At 61.4% G+C, this 19998-nt stretch carries 16 protein-coding genes; 14 read left to right on the top strand and 2 right to left on the bottom strand.

Going from position 1 to position 19998, the window contains the following annotated elements; all coding sequences use genetic code 11:
* Positions 1-20 precede the first annotated feature (20 nt).
* From PQQ96_RS00365 to PQQ96_RS00325, 9 genes are all read left to right on the top strand, one after another.
* Complete coding sequence (locus PQQ96_RS00365) at positions 21-1535, top strand: MdtP family multidrug efflux transporter outer membrane subunit (RefSeq protein ID WP_408287616.1); 1515 nt, start codon at positions 21-23, stop codon at positions 1533-1535.
* Positions 1536-1601: 66 nt separating this feature from the next.
* Positions 1602-2102: a Ros/MucR family transcriptional regulator gene (locus tag PQQ96_RS00360; RefSeq protein ID WP_408287277.1), complete on the top strand. Its 501-nt coding sequence runs from the start codon at positions 1602-1604 to the stop codon at positions 2100-2102.
* Positions 2103-2260: 158 nt separating this feature from the next.
* Positions 2261-3235 (top strand): helix-turn-helix domain-containing protein, encoded by a 975-nt coding sequence (locus tag PQQ96_RS00355; protein ID WP_408287275.1) that lies wholly within the window; start codon positions 2261-2263, stop codon positions 3233-3235.
* Positions 3236-3343: 108 nt separating this feature from the next.
* Positions 3344-5056 carry a thiamine pyrophosphate-dependent enzyme gene (locus PQQ96_RS00350; RefSeq protein ID WP_408287271.1) on the top strand — a complete coding sequence of 571 codons (1713 nt, stop codon included), beginning with the start codon at positions 3344-3346 and terminating at the stop codon, positions 5054-5056.
* A gap of 239 nt (positions 5057-5295) precedes the next feature.
* Complete coding sequence (locus tag PQQ96_RS00345) at positions 5296-6195, top strand: LysR family transcriptional regulator (RefSeq protein WP_408287268.1); 900 nt, start codon at positions 5296-5298, stop codon at positions 6193-6195.
* Positions 6196-6327: 132 nt separating this feature from the next.
* Entirely contained in the window at positions 6328-7014 is a 687-nt protein-coding gene (locus PQQ96_RS00340) for a histidine phosphatase family protein (protein WP_408287266.1), read from the top strand.
* A gap of 22 nt (positions 7015-7036) precedes the next feature.
* Positions 7037-8056: a phosphotransferase gene (locus PQQ96_RS00335; protein WP_408287263.1), complete on the top strand. Its 1020-nt coding sequence runs from the start codon at positions 7037-7039 to the stop codon at positions 8054-8056.
* 42 nt (positions 8057-8098) lie between these two features.
* A complete protein-coding gene (locus PQQ96_RS00330; RefSeq protein ID WP_408287260.1) occupies positions 8099-8863 on the top strand; it encodes an SDR family oxidoreductase in 765 nt (254 codons plus the stop codon).
* Between the two features lie 68 nt (positions 8864-8931).
* Positions 8932-10176, top strand: coding sequence for an acyl-CoA dehydrogenase family protein (locus PQQ96_RS00325; protein ID WP_408287257.1), 1245 nt, complete (start codon positions 8932-8934; stop codon positions 10174-10176).
* A 170-nt stretch (positions 10177-10346) separates the two neighbouring features.
* Here the strand turns inward: PQQ96_RS00325 and PQQ96_RS00320 are convergent, their stop codons facing one another.
* On the bottom strand, positions 10347-11036 hold the full coding sequence (locus PQQ96_RS00320) for a TetR/AcrR family transcriptional regulator (protein ID WP_408287255.1): 690 nt from the start codon (positions 11034-11036) through the stop codon (positions 10347-10349).
* A 63-nt stretch (positions 11037-11099) separates the two neighbouring features.
* Here PQQ96_RS00320 and PQQ96_RS00315 point away from each other — a divergent pair, with 63 nt between their 5' ends.
* Positions 11100-13229 carry an alpha/beta hydrolase fold domain-containing protein gene (locus PQQ96_RS00315; protein ID WP_408287252.1) on the top strand — a complete coding sequence of 710 codons (2130 nt, stop codon included), beginning with the start codon at positions 11100-11102 and terminating at the stop codon, positions 13227-13229.
* A gap of 599 nt (positions 13230-13828) precedes the next feature.
* Positions 13829-14911 carry a porin gene (locus PQQ96_RS00310; RefSeq protein WP_408287250.1) on the top strand — a complete coding sequence of 361 codons (1083 nt, stop codon included), beginning with the start codon at positions 13829-13831 and terminating at the stop codon, positions 14909-14911.
* Between the two features lie 48 nt (positions 14912-14959).
* On the opposite strand, the gene PQQ96_RS00305 is transcribed toward PQQ96_RS00310, so the two are convergent.
* Positions 14960-15652 carry a Crp/Fnr family transcriptional regulator gene (locus PQQ96_RS00305; protein ID WP_408287247.1) on the bottom strand — a complete coding sequence of 231 codons (693 nt, stop codon included), beginning with the start codon at positions 15650-15652 and terminating at the stop codon, positions 14960-14962.
* Between the two features lie 433 nt (positions 15653-16085).
* On the opposite strand from PQQ96_RS00305, the gene PQQ96_RS00300 reads away from it, so the two are divergent.
* The 3 genes from PQQ96_RS00300 to PQQ96_RS00290 are packed head-to-tail and all read left to right on the top strand — an operon-like array spanning position 16086 to position 19977.
* Entirely contained in the window at positions 16086-17729 is a 1644-nt protein-coding gene (locus PQQ96_RS00300) for a fatty acid--CoA ligase (protein WP_408287245.1), read from the top strand.
* Between the two features lie 29 nt (positions 17730-17758).
* The gene (locus tag PQQ96_RS00295) at positions 17759-18223 is read left to right on the top strand and encodes a MaoC family dehydratase (protein ID WP_408287243.1); all 465 of its coding nucleotides are present in this window, start codon (positions 17759-17761) and stop codon (positions 18221-18223) included.
* 47 nt (positions 18224-18270) lie between these two features.
* Positions 18271-19977 (top strand): alpha/beta fold hydrolase, encoded by a 1707-nt coding sequence (locus PQQ96_RS00290; protein WP_408287240.1) that lies wholly within the window; start codon positions 18271-18273, stop codon positions 19975-19977.
* The last annotated feature ends 21 nt before the right edge of the window (positions 19978-19998 follow it).

Raw genomic sequence — 19998 nt, 5'->3', positions numbered from 1 at the left:
CGCGCATGCCGGCCGTACGACTGACCACACGACCCGCCACGCGACCAGCCACACGACCAGCCACACGACCAGCCACACGACCAGCCACACGACCGCTCGCCCACTGGCTCGCGTCTCTCTCGCTGCCGTTACTCGCCTCTTGCGCGATCATTCACCACGACAGTCCGCCGGCCACGATGATTGCGCCGCAGCAGATTCGTCTCGCCGACGACATCCATCTCGCGAGCGAAGGCTGGCCGTCAGCGCGCTGGTGGCAGCAGTATCACGATCCGCAGCTCGATACGCTCGTCGACGTGGCGCTGGCCCATGCGCCGACGCTCGCTGTCGCGCGCGAGCATGTCTCGCAGGCCCAAGCGCAGGTCGAGGTGATCCGCGCGGGGTCCGGTCTGCAGATGTCCGCCCTTGCGGATGCCGATCGCGAACGGGTCTCGGGTCACGGTTTCCTCAGCGCGTACGCGTCGCACGACCCGGCGATCGGCGCGTATGGGCCGTGGTACTGGACCGGCCTCGTGGGCGTCGACGCGCACTACGACATCGACATCTGGGGCAAGCAGCGCGACCTCGTGCGTGCGGCGATCGGCGAGCAGAACGCGCGGCGCGCGGAGGCGGCGCAGGCCGAGCTCGAGCTGTCGGCAGGCGTTGCGCAGCTCTACTACAGCATCCAGATCACCTACGCGAGCCTCGAGTTGTTGCGGCAACTTCGCGAAGTGCGTGCTTTCGAGCTCGACACGCGATTGGCGCGGCACGAACGCGGCCTCGAAGCGCTGACCCAAACCGCCGAGGCGCGCGCGCAGTTGCTCGCGATCGACCAGCAGATCGCGTCGAGCGAGGAACAGATCGTCCACGCGCGCGAGGCGCTGCGCGCGCTGGCGGGCGCCGGTCCCGACGATTTGCCGGCGATCGCGCCGGTGCCGTTGCCGGCGCCGGCGGTTTCGCTGCCCTCGACGCTGTCGTACGAGCTGCTCGCGCGGCGCCCGGATCTGCAGGCCATGCGCTGGCTGGTACAGGCCTCATTCGACAAGATCGACGCGGCGAAAGCGGCGTTCTACCCGAGCTTCGATATCACCGCGTTCTTCGGGTTCAATGCACTGCGCATGCGCGACCTGTTCATGCATTCGAGCCAGCAGATCAACCTCATTCCCGGTCTCACGCTGCCGATCTTCGACGGCGGCCGCCTGAATGCGAACCTGCACGGCGCGCGTACGGCCAGCAACACGCTGATCGAGCAGTACGACCAGGCGGTGCTCGACGCGGTCCGCGACGTCGCGCAGAGCGGCAGCGAGATCGACGACCTCGATCATCGCGTGCATCTGCAGCATGCCCGGATTGACGCGTTGCGCTTCGCGAGCGACAGTGCCGAGGCGAGCTACCAGACCGGCCTCGGCGACAGGACCACCGCGATAGAGGCGAAGGCGCCGGTCATCGTTGGGCGTCTCGAGCTCGTGCAACTGGCCGGCGACGAGATCGAGGCGGGCATCGTGCTGACCCGCGCGCTCGGTGGCGGATATCGCAGCGACGACCTGCCGGGGAATTGATCGCCGTGTGGCGCGACGCTGACGTAACTGATGTGTCCGATGATCAGCCTGTCATGGAGTCGAGTCATGAAGAACCATGATGTTTCGGGAATCCGCACTCCACGTTCCGGCAACGCTGCTGTTCCACCCGGAGCCGTTGCTCCGTCGAGGCGGGCTGCGACGGACGACGTCGATCTGATCGAGCTCACCGCCGAAATCGTGGCGAGCTTCGTGTCGTGCAATCCGCTGCCGGCAGCCGATCTTTCGGCGTTCATCTCGAGCACCTACGCCGCACTGGCCGCCTTGCGCACGAGGTCGGCATCGCCCGCGCAGCAGCGGGCCGCGGTGCCGATCGAGGAATCGGTGCACGACGACTACCTCGTCTGTCTGGAAGACGGACGCCGGCTTAAGTCGCTCAAACGCTACCTGCAACACCACTTCGCGATGACCCCCGACGAATACCGCGAGAAGTGGGGTCTGCCCGCTGACTACCCGATGGTTGCGCGGGCCTATTCCGCGCTGCGCTTGTCGATCGCGAAGCGCCATCCCGCGGGCGCAATCAAGCCGCGCCGCGACAACCTGAAATGACCCCACGAGCGAGGGACGCCTCACCCGTCGTACTCCCCCAAAGGGGGGATGTTGCGCCGCCGCCAGACTGCGCAAGATCGGGACTGCCGACATCCGGCCCTGGAAGCCTGTCGGCTTTCGTCGCGGGCACGTCGCCGGCATCGACAGGAGAGGCACACATGATCAAGAGGGTATCGAATGTGGCGGGCGGCAACGAGGCGGCACGTTTCGCCGCCGAAACCGGGGTCGCAGCCGATCATCCGGTCGTGCAGGTCGAGGAACACTGGCGTTGCCCGCCGCCGTCCGCGGCCGGCAGCGTCACCGGCGACCGGATCGCCGTCGCGCGCTGGGCCCGGGTGCCGGGCGATGCGCAGGAAGTGTCGAGCCGCTGCGACGACCGCTTCTGCATTGTCGGCATCAGTCTGACGCCGGCCACGGTGCGCTTCCAGCACGGCGGCAACGTGATCTGGGACGGCCCTGTGATGCCGGGCTCGATCCAGATCACGGCGCCCGGCGAAAGCGTCAGTGTGTCGTATTCGACATCGTGCCGCGTCATGCATCTGTTCATCGAGCCTGATCTGCTGGCGAGGCGCTACGAGGAGGCCGAGGGTGCGCTTCGGGAGCCACTTGGGGCGATCGCGAACCCGCGCATCTTCCGCGACGTCGCGGTCGAGCGGTTCGCGACCGCGCTCGAGGAGGTCAATCCGGTCGCCGACACGTCCGGCCGGCTCTTCGCGGACAGCATTTGCGACGCGATCGTCGCGCGCCTGCTCGCGCGGGCTGCCGAGCGCACGCCGCGGGCCGAGCGGCACGCGGCGCCGCTGCCGGCGTGGCGTCTGCGGCGCGCGCTCGATTTCATCGAAGCGAATCTCGCGCAACCTATCGGACTTGCCGATGTTGCCGCCAGCACCGGCCTCACCCGCATGCATTTCGCCGCGCAATTCCGCTCGACCACAGGCTATTCGCCGCACGCGTACCTGCTGCGCCGCAGAATCGAGCATGCCCAGATGCTGCTGCGCTCGTCGACGCTCAGCGTGCTCGACGTCGCGCTCAGTTGCGGCTTCGGATCGCATGCGCACTTCACAACGGTTTTCGGCCGGATGGTCGGCGAGTCGCCCAACAACTGGCGAACCCGCATGCTGCAAGGTAAATGAATCATCCCATCGATGGAATCAGCGCGACCGGCAGCGACGAACGCTGGTTCTACGGTTCACAACGGTGGTTGACTGTTTCATCCATGGCGTACCTTCAGGAGAACAGACATGAGCAAGAAAGTTGCCGAAATCATTGTGGACACACTCGCGGCGGCGGGCGTCAAGCATTGCTACGGGATCGTGGGCGACACGCTGAATCTCATCGCTCACCACATCAATGAGAGCGACATGGAGTGGGTTCATGTGCGCCATGAGGAGGCGGGGGCGTTCGCCGCCGAAGCCGAAGCCATGCTGACCGGCAACCTCACCGCTGTTGCGGGAAGCTGCGGCCCTGGCAGCCTTCACTTCATTAACGGTCTGGTGGATGCCAACCGCAATCGGGCGCCGGTTATCCTGATCGCAACCCAGGTCGCGAGCGAGGAACTCGGTTTTAACTTTCCTCAGGAAGTCGACTTCAAGGCGATCTACGGCTCGTGCTCCGTGTTCTGCGACATGATCATTACGCCGGAGCAGGCGCGACGCAAAACCGTGATTGCCTGTCAGACCGCCATCGCAAAGGGTGGCGTCGCGGTGTTGATCGTGCCGGTCGACATCGCCCATGCCAATACGAGCGATGACGTGCCGTATTCAGTTCACACGAATGTGCCCATGGTCCGGCCGAGTGATGCGGACCTCGACCGTGTCGCCGACATCCTCAATTCGGGCGGCGACAAGATCGCGATCTATGGCGGTTCAGGATGCCGTGGCGCGCACGCCGAAATCCTGGCGGTAGCCGAGCGGCTCAAGGCGCCCATCTCACACACGTCCCGCGCCAAAGACGTACTGGAACACGACAACCCGTACAACGTCGGCATGACCGGCATTATCGGCGGCGAAGCGGGTTATCTGGCAGTATCCGAATGCGAAACTTTGCTGATGCTGGGCGCCGACTTCGCGTGGCGGCAGTTCTATCCGGAGAAGGCCAGGATCGTTCAGATCGATCTCGCACCGGATCATCTCGGCCGCCGGCATCCGGTTACGTTAGGGCTGGTTGGCGATATCAAGTCCACCATGGAGGCGTTGCTGCCGCGCCTTAAACCGCGCACGTCAACCGAGTTCCGCGACAAGCTCGTCGAACGGCATGCTCGCGCGGTGGAAACCCACCGGTCCAAGGCCGTTGCGTCGGACCGCGGGACGATTCCTCCCATCTATCTGACCGAGCTGATCAACCGGCACGCAGCGAGCGATGCACTGTTCTGCGCCGACGATGGGACGCCTACGGTCTGGCTTTATCGGCATATCGACACCAACGGAAAACGCCGGGTGTTTTCCAGTCTGCTCCACGGCACGATGGCGGCGGCCCTGCCGATGTCGATGGGGCTGCAGAAGTGTCAGCCTGGACGCCAGGTGATTTCCATGTCCGGCGACGGTGGTCTCGCCATGTTGTTCGGTGAACTCATGACGGTCGTGCAGGAGAAGCTGCCGGTTAAGGTAGTGGTGTTCGACAACGGCAAGCTTGGATTTATCGACATCGAGCAGAAGTCCGAAGGCATGCTCCCGCTCTACACGGGCCTGCAAAATCCGGACTTCGGCAAGGTTGCCGAGGCGATCGGATTATGGGGGCGCACGGTGTCGAAAGCCGACGAGCTCGAAGAGGCCGTCGTGACCTGGTTGAACCAGCCTGGCCCCGCGCTTCTGAACGTCAAGGTCGACACGATGACGCTCGTGATGCCGCCGAAGATCGAATGGGGGTCTGCGTATGGAATGGTCCTCTACTCAGCGAAAGCCATGCTGCAGGGCCAGTCCGCCGACGTGTTCGCCATGATCCGTGAAAATTTATAGGACTTAGGCGGTAGACAGGGCGAGCAGACGACCCGATCACCCTCTCGACGATCGCGCACAAGCGCAGGATAAGCGCGCGCGACGTGTCCTCATTTCCCTGTTTGGCTGTCTTGCCCCGGCGGGAGTAGACTCGCCGGGGTTGCTCCGTGATACCACGCTGATCGTCGCCTGGCGCCGATGCATGTGCGTGAACAAAAGGAGCTGGGAATGCAGTTTGAGTGGCGTCGGGGAATTCGAGAATGCGTCTGTCCAAGGTTGATCTGAATCTCTTCGTGGTCTTCGAAGCCGTCTACAGAACGCGAAACCTGACGCGCGCGGCGGAGATGCTGTTCATCACCCAGCCTGCTGTCAGCAATGCGTTGGCGCGGATGCGCAAAGCATTCGACGATCAGCTTTTTGTCAGCACGTCGGTCGGCATGATGCCGACGCCCGCTTCGGAAAACATCATCGGCCAGGTTCGTGAGGCGCTGCAACTGCTTGACTCGAGCACGCACGTCGGAGGGCGCTTCGATCCCGCTTCGTCTGAGCGTACCTTCCGGCTCAGTATGACCGACCTCACGGAAGCACTTCTTCTGCCCGCACTGGAGGAAGTGCTGCAGCAACTGGCGCCGGGCATCCGCATCGAAAGCTACTTTACGACGCGCAGAGAGGTTCCTGAAGCGCTAGCCAGCGGGGCGGTCAATCTCGCGATCGACGCGCCGCTAATTGACGACCCGTACCTCGAGCAGGAGCCGCTGGGCCGCGACCGTTATGCCTGCATGCTGCGCCACGACCACCCGTTTACCAGAAAGAAGCTGACGATCGATGACTACCTCAAGTTCGGTCATATCCACGTATCGAGCCGCCCCCAGGGGTCGGGTCTCGTCGACGCGGAACTGAACAGGCTAGGCCTCAGACGATCGATTCAGACGCGGGTTCAACACTATCTGGTTGCCCCCTTGATCGCGATGCGGACCGATCTGGTCCTGACGGCCCCCCTTGTGCTGCTTCAGCGATACGACGCGCGAATCCTGGCGCTGCCGTTTGATCTTCCAGATCTTCAATCTCATTGCTACTGGCATCGAAGCGTGACCGGCGACCCGGCTCATCGTTGGCTACGCGAGCAGATTGGCCGTCTCATGCGGGAAATGAACCAGTAGCCGGGCGCGGTGGGGGCAGGCGGGGCATTCGCACCAGGTGTCACCAAAACTTATAGCCGGCTATCACAACAATCAATTTCCTGAATGTCGCGGCACTGGGTATTCTGCTAGTCATGTTGAAGCGAGGATGGCATGGCAGAACTCTATCTTGTACGGCATGGTCAGGCGTCTTTCGGCGCCGAAAACTATGACGAACTCTCTCCTTCCGGTCGTACCCAATCAGGTTGGCTCGGCGAGTACTTCGCGCAGGCGAACTTGCGGTTCGACCGTGTTGTCATCGGCACGATGCAGCGGCATCGGCAAACCGTCGATGGAATTCTGGCCGGCATGGGTGGCCCGCGAGTCGAGATCGCGCAAGATGCGGGTCTGAACGAATACGATTTCGAGGCATTGTTCGCCGCCCTTGGCGAAGAGGGCTCGCCGTCAGGTTTGCCTGTAGGACTCTCGGCCACAAGTTCAAAGAAGGACTTCTACAAAGGGCTCCGGCAAGTGCTGCAGCTTTGGGCCGATGACCGTTTGCCGGGCCGTGTTCCAGAGACATGGCAGCAATTCCAGGCGCGTGTCCAGCGGGCGCGCATCGACATCCAGCGGGCTGGCGGCAGGCGCGTTCTGGTGGTGAGTTCGGGTGGTCCGATCGCGGTCACCGCCCAACAGGTTTTGCAGGCGCCCGCTGCGAGCGCGATTGCACTGAACCTGCAGATTCGAAACAGCAGCGTTTGCCAATATGTCTTTAACGACGACGCGATGTCGCTAGTCAGCTTCAATTCAGTGCCGCATCTCGAACATGCCGAGAGGCGTGAATTTGTCACCTACGGCTGACTTCCATCGGTACTCCTGCTACATGATTAATCCCAGCCTTCACTTCGACACCGAAGATCTCACACGTTATCTGACGGCGCACGTGCCCGGGTTTCAAGGGCCGATGTCCGTTGAGAAATTTCCCGGCGGACAATCCAATCCGACGTTTCTTTTGAAGGCGCAAAGCGGTAACTACGTGCTGAGGCGTCAACCTCCCGGCACGCTGCTCAAGTCCGCCCATGCCGTTGATCGAGAGTTTCGCGTGCTGTCGGCGCTCGGCCGAACACCGGTCCCTGTCGCCCGTGCATATCACCTTTGCGAGGACCGTGACGTCATCGGTAGCCTGTTTTATGTCATGAGCTACGAAGACGGGCGAATCTTCTGGAATCCGGCGCTGCCCGAAGTCCCCGTCGAGGAGCGCGGCGCTGTCTACGACGCACTGATCGGCACGATGGCGGCTCTCCACGACGTGGATATCGACGAAGTCGGATTGTCGTACTACGGCCGCCCGGGCGACTATTTCGCGCGTCAAGTCGACCTGTGGACCCGGCAATATCGCGCCGCGCAGACCGATACATTGGAGCCGATGGAGTCACTGATCGAGTGGCTGCCTACCCACTGTCCGGCGGAAACCGGCAAGCCTTCGCTCGTGCACGGCGATTTCCGCATCGACAACCTGATTTTCATGCGCGGCGAACCGCGAGTTCGCGCGGTTCTCGATTGGGAGCTATCCACGCTCGGCAATCCTCTGGCTGACCTCGCGTACTTCTGCATGTGTTTGCGGCTCCCGCCCGGCAGTCATATCGCCGGACTCGCGGGCCTGGATCGAGCGGCGTTGCGGGTACCGGACGAGGCGTCGATTGTCGAGCGGTATGGCGAACTCCGGGGCATATCGTCGATTGAGAACTGGAACTTCTACCTGGCGTTCAGCTTCTTCCGGCTCGCCGCGATCGCACAGGGCGTGAAGAAACGGGCCTTGAGCGGTAATGCATCGAATGAAAAGGCGCGACAAGTGGGGGAGATGACCGGGGCGCTTGCGAAGATGGGCATGGACCTGATCTGAAGACAGGCAGGAAACACGGAAGTGGATATACGGAGACTGATTGTGACTACTAATTTGTTTGACCTGAAAGGGAAGATTGCGCTGGTGACGGGCGCGAGCCGCGGTATCGGCGAGGAGATCGCCAAACTGCTCGCCGAGCAGGGTGCCCACGTGATTGTGTCGAGCCGTAAGCTGGAAGATTGCGAATCGGTGGCACGCGAGATCAAGGATGCGGGCGGAAGCGCTGAAGCAAAAGCGTGCCATGTCGGGCGCCTCGAGGACATTCACGCGATCTTCGAGCATATTCGTGCCCAGCACGGCCGTCTGGATATCCTCGTCAACAACGCGGCGGCGAATCCCTATTTTGGCCACATTCTCGACACCGATCTGTCGTCCTTCGAAAAGACGGTGGAAGTCAATCTGCGCGGTTACTTCTTCATGTCCGTTGAGGCGGGCAAGTTGATGCGGGAGCACGGTGGCGGTGCGATCGTCAATACGGCTTCGGTCAATGCCTTGCAGCCTGGCGACAAGCAGGGAATCTACTCGATCACCAAAGCCGCCGTTGTCAACATGACGCGGGCATTCGCGAAGGAGTGCGGGCCCTTGGGGATTCGGGTGAATGCGCTGCTTCCCGGATTGACCAAAACCCGCTTTGCGGGGGCATTGTTCGCAGATCAGGACACGTATGAAAACTGGATGTCGCGCATCCCGCTGCGGCGCCACGCGGAACCTCGCGAGATGGCGGGTACCGTGCTTTACCTGGTGTCCGATGCCGCGAGCTATACCAATGGAGAGTGCATCGTCGTCGACGGTGGACTGACGATCTAGTCAAGGAGCCGACGCACGGGTTTTGCCCATGCGTCGACGGCATTCATCACAATTCTGGAAGAGTAAAAATGGACTTTGCATACAGCCCGAAAGTCGAAGCGCTGCGCACACAACTGCGTACGTTCATGGACACGCATATCGTTCCGCGCATCCGGCAGTGGCACGACGAAGTGAGTGCGGGTCAATATCCGGTTTCCTTTATGGAAACCCTGAAGGAGCAGGCGCGTGAGGAGGGTCTCTGGAACCTGTTCCTGCCGCATCTGCGCGATGATGAACCGGGTACCCGCCTGAGCAATCTCGAGTACGCGCCGCTCGCTGAAATCATGGGGCGAGTGTCGTGGGCGTCCGAGGTGTTCAACTGCAATGCGCCGGACACGGGCAACATGGAGTTGCTCCATATGTTTGCCACGCCTGCCCAGCGCGAGCAGTGGCTCAAGCCGCTTCTCGACGGCAAGATCCGCTCGGCGTTTGCGATGACGGAGCCGGCTGTGGCCTCTTCGGACGCGACCAATATTACGACGTCGATTCGTCGTGACGGCGACGACTATGTCATCGACGGCCGCAAGTGGTTCATCACGAATGCAGCTCACCCGAATTGCCAGATCTTCATCGTGATGGGCAAAACGGATCCCGACGCGCCGAGTCACAGTCAGCAGAGCATGATTCTCGTGCCTCGCGATACACCCGGCGTCAAAGTGATCCGTAATATCTCGGTGGTCAATCATGTCGCGCCGGAAGGGCACTGCGAGATCGAGTTCAAAGGCGTGCGCGTACCCCGGTCGAATCTCCTCGGCGAAGAGGGCAGCGGCTTCGCGCTCGCGCAGGCGCGTCTCGGACCGGGGCGGATTCACCACTGCATGCGTTCGATCGGTGCCGCGGAACTGGCGCTCGAGTTGATGGTTGAACGGGCTCAGGCACGCACGGCATTCGGAAAGACGCTGTTTGAGCATGGGACGGTCGCCGAATGGATCGCGAAGTCACGCATCGAAATCGATCAGGCGAGGCTCTTTGTTCTGAAAGCCGCGTGGATGATCGACAACGTGGGGGCGAAGGAGGCGCGCAAGGAGATCTCGATGATCAAGGCGCTCGTGCCGGGCGTTCACACCGCCGTTTGCGAGCGGGCAATGCAGGTGTTTGGCGCGATGGGTCTGAGCCCCGACACGCCATTGGCCGATAGCTGGACATGGGGCCGTGCGTTGCGGCTCGCGGATGGCCCGGACGAGGTTCACCTGCAGAGCATTGCACGCATGGAACTCAAGGCGCAGCCCTATGGGCCGGGGAAGGAGAATCCCTATCTGACGGCGTCGATGTAATGTATAGCGGTAGTCACAAAGCTTGACCTTGTGGGAGGACCTTGGCGGCGAGCGGCGTAAATACGCTCTACGTTAAGGCCCTTCACGGAGGTCGATGTCCCGCAGTGCGGTGACCTTCCACCGCCAGACGCAGGATGTCCCAACGCATTTTTGGCCGCCAGGCGAAACCACTAACGCTCGCCGTCAGCTCCCCCCAACAGGGACCGCGTTTCCTCCGACGGCTCTGCAGTGAGTACGCTTTCAAAGCTGTCCATCAAGCTGGACACCGCGTATGGCGGGGACCAGAGCGCGCCCGAATCGCCACCGTCCCGACTCGCTTCCCACGCGGCCAGCGAGGCATTGCCGTAGATGCTGATGAGCGACAGTCGGTGATCGACGATTGCCGATGGAATATCGGCAAGCAGGTTGCGAAGCAGATCGTTGCAACGCTGATAGCCCAGATTCCATTTGTTTTCCAGCGCCTCACGCAAGAACGCGCGATTGTTCAACTGCAAGTTGGCGATCATGCGGATGTAGGTCGCCTGCCCCGTACGATCCGCCAGCTCAAGCATCGGAAAGAGCAGCGCGCCTAATACCGCTCGCACGTTTATCCCTTCCTCTGCCTCCAGTCTGTCGAGCCGCGCCTGACGGTCTTCGTCGATCAGGCGCGCACCGTCGACGACCAGCTCACGGGCCAGTTCCAGTTTGTTTCCAAAGTAGTAGCGCAGCGAGGCGCTGTTGCGCTGCCCCGCGGCGGAGATGATGTCCTGCACGGAGACACCGTCCAGTCCGCGCAGCGCGAACAGGCGTTGAGCTTCTTCTTTTAAGCGAATTCGTGTCTCCGCCCCATCCGAGCGAAGGGTTTTCCCTGGCGTCGTCATTACTTTACCGTGTTGAGTTAATTAACTACACTGGGTTAACTAACCCAGTTGGAGAAACTTAGCATGAAAGTCATCGTTGTTGGAGGTGGTATTGGTGGGCTCACAACCGCTCTGGCGTTGCTGCGCCAAGGTATCGAGCCGATTGTACTGGAGCGCGCAGCGCAGTTGACCGAGGTCGGGGCGGGCATCCAGATCGCTGCGAACGGCACGATCGTGCTGCGGGAATTGGGGCTCGAGCCGGCGCTGGCGAGCATTGCGACCGTGCCGTCTGGCTTTGATTACCTCGAGTTGTCGACGGGACGCCGCCTGTACTACGCCCCGCTCGGTGAGGAAGCAGCGACACGTTATGGCGCATTGCTTTACAACGTCCACCGCGCCGATCTGATCGAGTTGCTCGCGAAGGCCCTGCCACCCAATGTGGTCCGGCTCGGGGCACAATGCGCGTCGGTGTCGCAGGACGACGACGGCGCCTACGTCACCCTGCAAGACGGCGAAGTGATTCGCGGCGACGCCGTGATCGGCGCGGATGGCATTCACTCCGCGGTTCGGACGGCTCTCCGGGGGCCTGAGGAGAAGCAGTTCGCCAACATCCTGATGTGGCGCGCGCTGATTCCGGCAGACCGGCTTCGCGGGTTGAACCTGCCGGTGGCGGGGAACAACTGGTTCGGCATTGGCCGCAATATCGTCTCGTACTGGGTTCGCCCGGACCTCTACGGCGTTCTCGCGTCGGTGCCGGCAACCGAAGTGAGTCGCGAGTCATGGACGCAAGCGGGCGACGTCGCGCAACTGCGCCGCGCGTTTGGAGGTTCCGAGCCGACCGTTCAGAAAATGCTGGAAGCCGTCGACTCGACCTTCATCACCGGGATGTACCACCGGGATCCGATTGAACACTGGGCCACCGGACGGATCGCGCTGCTCGGCGACGCCGCGCATGCGATGGTGCCTTATCTTGCGCAGGGCGCCTGCCAGTCGATCGAAGATGCGTGGGTCCTTGCCACCTGCCTCAAGAACCACGGCACCGCTGGCATTCAGGACGCGCTGCTGGAATACGAACGGCGCCGCCAGCCGCGTACGACGCGGATTCAGGCGGGCGCGCGCTTTGTCGTCGACTGGGCCCACGAGCCCGACGAGGCACGGGTACGCCAGCGTAACGGACGCCTGAAGGGACTCTCGCGCATCGATCCGTTGGCTGAGGCTTCGTGGTCGTTCGCCTGGGGGCACGACATCCTCAACGCCGTCAAGCTGCCGCCGGGCGAGGTGGTGGGCTTGAGCGCGGCACGCGAAGGAAAGCGGATGGCCCGTCCCGAGAGTCAGCGCGCTTTCGATCTCTGGAAGGGCGTGTTCAAGCCGGATGACATTGCGCGTGGCGACAGGGGGCAACGTGCAGCCTACGAACGGTTTCTTCTGGAGCAGTTCCCGGTGCCGGCAAGCACTGAAGTGACGGACGTCGATCTTCACGGGGTGAGCGCGTTGCGCGTGGTTGCGGCAGGAGCAGGGCACAAGGCGACCGTGTTGCACTTCCACGGCGGCGGCTACGTGCTGGGGTCGGCGAAGAGCTCGGTTGAATACGCAAGCCGTCTCTCGCACGCCCTGAACGGTCCGTGCTACACGGTCGACTACCGCCTCGCGCCCGAGCACCCGTATCCGGCGGCATTCGATGACGCATTCAGCGCGTATCGCGGCTTGCTCGCTGCGGGTGTCGATCCGTCGACGGTCTTCCTGAGCGGCGAATCGTCCGGCGGCGGCCTGGCTCTGGCGCTGGCTGCTGCGTTACGCCGCGCCGGCCTGCCGTTGCCAGGCGGCGTCATTGCAATCTGCCCGCTGACCGACCTCACGCTGAGCGGCCCCTCCGTCAAGGCGAATTCGGGCGACGACCCGGCCGCGAATCGCGAGACGCTTTCCAACCTCGTCGCGTCCTACTTCCAGGGCCACGAGCCGACCGATCCGATGGTATCGCCGCTGTTCGCTGACCTCGCCGACCTTCCGCCGGTGTTTCTTTCGGCAGTGCAGGGAGAGGTGCTGGAAAGCGACACGACTCGTTTTGCGGAGCGGGCAAAGGCAGCCGGCGCGAACGTGCAATTGAAGATTGTGGCCGATTCGGTCCATGTCTTCACGCTCTTCCCGTTCTTGCCGGAAACCGCTGAGACGCTCGAAGAAATCGGCTGGTGGAGTCGCCAGCTCCTTCAGAAGTAAAGCAACGCTTCTGCCTCGCGCCGATTCGCCATCCGTACAGGAGGCGTGTGTCATTGCGACTCACGATTCGTGTCCAGGCGAGTCGGTCAAGGCGGTCATCGTGTTTGGAGCGGTGAGCACGCGACGGAAGACGAAATTATGTCGGGGGCTCGCTAGCGTATGGAGTGATCCGTCGCCCGTGCGATGTGTTTTTGCCACGCCGCCAGGGTTATCACGGACGCCTCGTCAACGCGACGGGATAAGGCTTGGCGCAGTGGCCAATGCGTTCATGGTGCGCAAAGTAAGTTTTCTGGCAGTTGTGGTCAACGTTTCCGGGCAACGTATGGTTGTGGACACAAGGCCTTGATCGGAGCCGGTGCCGTCAGAGGGTGAGGTTCTCGCCGAGCCGGCAGGCTGATCAGGTCATGTCGGCCCATCGAGTCACGCAACAGGAAGAACTCAGGCGTGTGTACTCAGCCGGCAATGAATGAGCTGTAAATAGGGTTCATATAGTTCGTAGTGCGACATAATCATAAAATTGGAGTTTTTGTATGGCGAAGGTAAGGAGATTGGCTGGAAAAGAGCGGCATCGACGCAAGGCCGGCCTGTTGGCGGCCATCATGTCTACTGCGACGCTGTACTCCGTCTCAGCAGCCGCGCAGTCGTCGGTCACGCTATTCGGCGTCGTCGATGAAGGAATTCGTTACACGACGCATGCGGATGCGCAAGGCGATTCCCGTGTGCAACTCGCCAACGGCGCAAATGAGAGTCTTTGGGGATTCAAGGGAGCGGAAGACATTGGTGGCGGAACGAAGGTCGTATTCCAGTTGGAGAACCGCTTTTTCCCGAACACCGGGGCGACCGACCCTGCCTATCCGTTCTTCAATACGGCTTTTGTTGGCTTGCAGTCGAGCAGTTACGGGAAGTTGACCATGGGCCGTCAGATCAACCCGCTTACCGACGCTGTTGTGGGTGCCTTCGTGACCAATGCATGGCTGCCGACCTTCTATCAGTTTCGGCCAGAAGTCATGATGGCTCAGGGCGTGTGGACCAGCAACATGGTCAAGTACGCGGCGCGATGGCAATCCCTCACGGCTGAGCTGTCGTATGCGTTTGGTGGCAATGCAGGCGCATTTGGTTCGGGCAGTCAGATTGGGGCATCGATTCTCTATTTGCCTGGCGCACCCTTGCGTCTGGCTGCGGCGTACCTGGACTCGCGCGATGCCGTGAACGGTTCTGCGCACTTCAAATCCTGGACGGCTGGCGGGTCCTATTCGTTCGGCGATACGACCGTCAACGCCGGCTGGGCCGTGAACAGGCAGGATGCCGGGTTTGTCGGCAATTTCTCTAACGGGCCATTCACCCCGCCGGAATTGTCCGCGCTTAAATTCAATACATTCAGTGCCCGGGAAATGTTTTTTGGCGGGGTGACGCAACTGATAGGGAATGCGACGCACCTGTCTGCGAATGTATGGCGCACGATTCAGACCGGGAAGACGCAAACGGCCGACGGCAACTCGACGCAGTTCCAGTTGCTCGCGGACTATAACTGGTCGAAACGTACGGATACCTATCTGGAAGCCGACTACTCTCTGTATCGCGGTGGAATGGTGGGTGCCCAGTTCCAGGGTATCAACGCCTTGAGTTCGGCGTACGGTACGACCCAGCTAGGCATCATGGCCGGGATACGGCACACGTTCTAGTCTGCGTGCGGGACGACGAACGGCTCGAGAGCGTGCTGGCGGGAGCGATCAAGGACCGTCCTGAAAGGACGAAAGAATGTCCTTCGAACATATTTCGATTCGACCATACCGGAGAGCGATCGCTCCTTTTTCGGCCATTGCCTTCAGTTCCAGCGACAGCGTCTGGCGCGTGATGCCCAGCATCATGGCCAGGGTGTCCTGGGAGATGCTGACGTCCTGGCGACTCTGCGGCCACGCTGTCACGTCGCCCGAGGCGAGCAGCAGCAGGCGCCGGGCAATGCGCGCGCGCGTCGAGTGGAGGGTGGCATCTTCGATCAGGCGATAGAGCCAGTTCATGTGGATGGACTGCAACTCGGCGATAGCCCGGAGGAACGCTGGTCTCTGCATCAGCTCGTCAAAGGCGGCTGTTCTGACCACGAAGACGGTCGATCGCTCGATGGCGACGACATCGCGTGGCCGTGGCTGACCATCGGTCATGGAGGTCTGTCCAAACCAGTTGCCGGCTTCGATGACGGCCAGGATCGCCTCCTTGCCGTCTTCGCGAAGCGTGCAGGCTTTCAGTCGGCCGCTCTTAATGCCATAGAAGCCGATCGGCGTATCTCCGCGGCGGAACAGATATTCGCCGGGGTGCATCGTCACCAATTCGCTTCGCTGGATAAGCGCCTCCTGCTCGAGCGCAGGCAAGGAGCAGAACCACTGGTTTGTCCGCATTGCTTCGGACGTGTCGGTCATGAATGCCATTTTGGAGCGGTCAATGTGCACAAGTGCTGAAAACGCGACGGAAGATCACAAGCGTGTGCAGCTTCCTGCGCGTGCGTATCAGGCCACCCGGCTGTTGGTCCCCAACCGACGCTCGGGTTCGGGCCGCTGATGGAGAAGATCAAATCATTCTATACGTGCGGAAAATCGCAATGCAAGCCTGGGCGAGGAGGGAGGCTTCCGGCCTGACCTCGGCGCACGTCGCACGTTGCTCGAGGGCGGAGGCGAACGTTCCGCCAATCATTAGACACATACCGGGCTCCCCCGCTTGTAACCACGGCACTCCCCCATTCAGGGGGTACTTCCCGCGTCCGGACACTTGCATGATTACCCCAACGCGATACCACAGCGGGCCGAGAAAGATAAATAGATCAGCATCCGCTTTAAATCCATTCTGGAACTGAAGGAGATACAGATGCAGGACGAAGTCATGACGCAAGGATCCGCCGCCTACGCCTATCCGTTGCTGATCAAGCAACTATTGCTTACACCGTTCGTTCAGGCGCAGGAAGAGGAGATCGTCTACCGGGACCAGTTCCGGATGACTTATGCCACGTTGCGCGAGCGTATTGCGCGGCTCGCCAACGGGTTGAGCCAACTTGGCGTTCGGCACGGCAGCACCGTCGGGGTGATGGACTGGGACAGCCACCGCTATCTCGAGAGCTATTTCGCCGTCCCGATGATGGGCGCTGTCTTGCAGACCGTGAACGTGCGCCTGTCCCCGGTCGAAATCGCCTACACGATCAATCATGCCGGCGCTGAAGTCCTGCTGGTTCACACGGATTTTCTGCCGGTCGTCGAATCGATCAAGGACAAACTGGAAACCGTGCGTACCTTCATCTGGATCGATGAGCCGGGTAGCGAAGTTTCCGCACACAGCATTCCATTCTCGACTGAGTACGAGGCGATGCTGTCGGCGAGTAGTACGAACTACGTGTTTCCAGATTTTGACGAGAACACGCGTGCAACCACTTTCTATACCACCGGCACGACTGGTCTTCCCAAGGGCGTCTATTTCACGCATCGGCAACTGGTTCTGCACACCATCACCCTGATGGCGGCACTGGCGAGCCCCGTCTCGGGACAGCGTTTCCATCGTGGTGACGTGTATATGCCGCTCACCCCGATGTTCCACGTCCACGCATGGGGCATGCCGTATATCGCCACGGTTCTGGGTGTGAAGCAGGTCTATCCCGGACGCTATTTACCGGACCGGCTCGCGCGGCTCGTGCGCGAAGAGAGTGTCACGTTCTCGCATTGTGTCGGCACCATCCTGCACATGCTGCTCTCGTGCGAGGAGGGGAAGTCGACGGACATGAGCAAGTGGAAAGTCATCATCGGCGGCGGCGCGTTGCCGCAAGGTCTCGCCAAGGCAGCGCTAGACCGGGGCATCGATGTGTTCGTCGGTTACGGGATGTCGGAAACCTGCCCCGTGCTCAGTCTCGCGCAGCTGCCACCCGGGGCTGAAAAGCTCGACGCCGACGAGCAGCTCAGCCTGCGCTGCAAGACCGGCCGGCCGGTTCCTCTGGTTGATCTGCGTGTCGTCGACGACAACATGGATGAGCTCGCCCACGACGGCAAAGCCACCGGCGAGATCGTCGCGCGGGCACCGTGGCTTACTCAAGGCTATCTGAAGAACCCCGAGGCTTCCGAGCAACTGTGGGCCGGTGGCTATCTCCATACGCAAGACATTGCCAGTATCGATCCGACGGGCAACGTACAAATCACCGACCGTCTCAAAGACGTGATCAAGTCCGGCGGTGAGTGGGTTTCATCGCTCGAGGTAGAAAACCTGATCTCGCGCTACGAAGGCGTGTCCGAAGTGGCCGTCATCGGCATCAAGGACGAGAAGTGGGGGGAGCGGCCGGTGGCGCTGGTCGTGCTCAAGGAGGGGGTGGCAGTCACGGAGGACGACATCAAGCAGCACGTCCTGTCGTTCAGCACATCCGGAAAGATATCGAAGTACGCGGTGCCGCAGATGGTGAAGTTCGTCGATGCAATTGCAAAGACAAGTGTCGGCAAGACCAACAAGAAGTGGCTGCGCGAGCAGTTCGCCTGATGGGTAAGCAACTACCAGGAGTGCAAGCGATGAGTTCTGAGAATTACAGCATTGCCACCATCGGCGATTTCGTGGGTCGCGAGCTGGGCGTGTCGGAGTGGGTGTTGGTCGACCAGGCGCGTATCAATGCGTTCGCCGAATGTACGGGCGACAAACAATGGATTCACGTCGACGAGGCGCGGGCGAAACGCGAGAGTCCGTTCGGCGGCACGATCGCACACGGTTATTTGACCCTGTCATTGCTCGGGGGCCTCGCAATCGAGATCGGCATCGTTCCCAAGGATGCGTCGGCGGGCCTTAACTACGGTCTGGATAAGGTGCGTTTCATGACACCCGTTAAGGCAGGTGCGCGGGTGCGTAGCCGTATGACGCTGGTGTCGGCGGAGAGCAAGGGCGGCGGTCGCATCCTCATCAAGATCATGAACGAACTGCAGATCGATGGCGAGGACAAGCCGGCACTGATTGCGGAAACGCTCGCGATGCTGGTCGCGTGATCCATGACGTTTGGCGAAGCGGAAGATATTCCTGAAGGAGCAGCAAAATGGCGGTAACCACTGAAAGCCCGCAACAAAGTGACAAGACCGAAGATCTCGCGGCGTCTGCTGCGGAGGGGATGCTGGGTCCGAATCCCTTTGTCGGTCTGCGGCCGTGCGACATCGTCGCCACCGCGCAGCAAATCGGTGCTCAGGCATGGCGGCAGCCGGGCCTGGTTATGGAGCAGGAAGTGGCTTTCGCTCGCGCGCTTCTCGGGCTTTTCTCGGGTAGCGCCGAGTCCACGCCGCCCAAGGGCGACAAACGCTTCGCCGACGCTGCATGGCAGAACAATTCGCTGTATCGCGTGACGCTGCAAGGCTACCTCGCGTGGCGCAATGCCCTTGCGGGTTTCGTTGACCGCTCCGCTCTGGATCCCGCGAACAAGGAGCGTGCACGGTTCGTGATGTCGCTCGTGACAGACGCGGCCTCTCCGACGAACACGCTGCTGGGCAATCCCACGGCGCTCAAGAAGGTCATCGATACGGGTGGCGCCAGCTTGCTCGACGGCTGCAATAACCTCGTGACGGACCTGCTCAAGAATCGCGGCATGCCCGCACAGGTCAACAAGACGGCTTTCGAGGTAGGCAAGAACCTCGGTACATCCAGAGGCGCAGTCGTGTTTCGCAACGAAGTACTGGAACTGATCCAGTACGCGCCGACAACACAGCAGGTCTACAGCCGTCCGCAACTGATCGTGCCGCCGCAGATCAACAAGTTCTACATCTTCGATCTCTCCGAGGGCAAGAGCATTGTCGACTATCTGGTCAAGAACGAGCTTCAGGTGTTTGTCGTCAGCTGGCGCAATCCGACCGCGGCGCAAAGCCACTGGGATCTGGACACCTACGTCCGCGCGCTGGTGGAAGCCATTGCGGCGGTGCGCGAGATCACCGGGTGCGACGACGTCAACCTGCATGGCGCCTGCTCCGGTGCGATGACCATCTCGGCGTTGCTGGGACATCTCGCAAGCAAGGGTGAAAAGACGGTCAACGCCACCACGCTGATGGTCGCCGTACTCGACAATATCGCCGACTCGCAACTCGGTCTCTTTGCAACGCCTGAGGCGATTGCGGCGGCCAAGCAGCACAGCATTTCACGCGGGGTGCTGGCGGGCGAGGAAATGGGACGGGTCTTCGCCTGGATGCGGCCCAACGATCTGGTGTGGAACTACTGGGTCAACAATTACTTGCTGGGCAACGCACCGCCTGCTTTTGACGTCCTTTACTGGAACAACGATACGACCCGGCTCCCGGCGAAGCTGCATGGGCAATTGCTCGACATTTTCACGCAGAACCTGTTCAGCAAGCCTGGCGCGCTGACCGTGCTGGGCACGCCGATCGACCTGTCCCAGGTCAAGTGCGACAAGTATGTGGTGGCAGGCATGACGGATCACATTACGCCGTGGAAGGGGGTGTACAACACCGCTACGACGTTTGGCGGCAATACCCGTTTCGTCCTGAGTTCAAGCGGGCATATCCAGAGCCTGATCAATCCTCCAGGCAATCCGAAGGCGAAGTACTACCTTAACGCCGAGTTGCCCACGAATGCCGACGCATGGTTTGCCGGCGCAAAGGCAGAAACGGACTCGTGGTGGAACAACTGGAGAGACTGGCTGGTCGCCCGTTCCGGCGACAAGCGCGCAGCGCCGGCAGCGCTCGGCAGCGAACAGCACCCGGCCGGTGTGAAAGCCCCCGGGACCTATGTTTCGGAAGCCTAAGCGGCATCGTTGCCGAGTAGC

Origin of the sequence: Paraburkholderia sediminicola (assembly GCF_046027825.1) — a bacterium.
GTDB classification, from domain to species: domain Bacteria; phylum Pseudomonadota; class Gammaproteobacteria; order Burkholderiales; family Burkholderiaceae; genus Paraburkholderia; species Paraburkholderia sediminicola_D.
This window is presented reverse-complemented; position numbering and strand designations above follow the sequence as displayed.

What these genes read in the sequence shown, in the direction of transcription:
- PQQ96_RS00305 (WP_408287247.1), bottom strand. Translation starts at nt 15,652, where the DNA reads ATGGCATTCATGACCGACACGTCCGAAGCAATGCGGACAAACCAGTGG.
- PQQ96_RS00320 (WP_408287255.1), bottom strand. Translation starts at nt 11,036, where the DNA reads ATGACGACGCCAGGGAAAACCCTTCGCTCGGATGGGGCGGAGACACGA.
- PQQ96_RS00340 (WP_408287266.1), top strand. Translation starts at nt 6,328, where the DNA reads ATGGCAGAACTCTATCTTGTACGGCATGGTCAGGCGTCTTTCGGCGCC.
- PQQ96_RS00360 (WP_408287277.1), top strand. Translation starts at nt 1,602, where the DNA reads ATGAAGAACCATGATGTTTCGGGAATCCGCACTCCACGTTCCGGCAAC.
- PQQ96_RS00290 (WP_408287240.1), top strand. Translation starts at nt 18,271, where the DNA reads ATGGCGGTAACCACTGAAAGCCCGCAACAAAGTGACAAGACCGAAGAT.
- PQQ96_RS00310 (WP_408287250.1), top strand. Translation starts at nt 13,829, where the DNA reads ATGTCTACTGCGACGCTGTACTCCGTCTCAGCAGCCGCGCAGTCGTCG.
- PQQ96_RS00300 (WP_408287245.1), top strand. Translation starts at nt 16,086, where the DNA reads ATGCAGGACGAAGTCATGACGCAAGGATCCGCCGCCTACGCCTATCCG.
- PQQ96_RS00315 (WP_408287252.1), top strand. Translation starts at nt 11,100, where the DNA reads ATGAAAGTCATCGTTGTTGGAGGTGGTATTGGTGGGCTCACAACCGCT.
- PQQ96_RS00355 (WP_408287275.1), top strand. Translation starts at nt 2,261, where the DNA reads ATGATCAAGAGGGTATCGAATGTGGCGGGCGGCAACGAGGCGGCACGT.
- PQQ96_RS00345 (WP_408287268.1), top strand. Translation starts at nt 5,296, where the DNA reads ATGCGTCTGTCCAAGGTTGATCTGAATCTCTTCGTGGTCTTCGAAGCC.
- PQQ96_RS00335 (WP_408287263.1), top strand. Translation starts at nt 7,037, where the DNA reads ATGATTAATCCCAGCCTTCACTTCGACACCGAAGATCTCACACGTTAT.
- PQQ96_RS00325 (WP_408287257.1), top strand. Translation starts at nt 8,932, where the DNA reads ATGGACTTTGCATACAGCCCGAAAGTCGAAGCGCTGCGCACACAACTG.
- PQQ96_RS00350 (WP_408287271.1), top strand. Translation starts at nt 3,344, where the DNA reads ATGAGCAAGAAAGTTGCCGAAATCATTGTGGACACACTCGCGGCGGCG.
- PQQ96_RS00295 (WP_408287243.1), top strand. Translation starts at nt 17,759, where the DNA reads ATGAGTTCTGAGAATTACAGCATTGCCACCATCGGCGATTTCGTGGGT.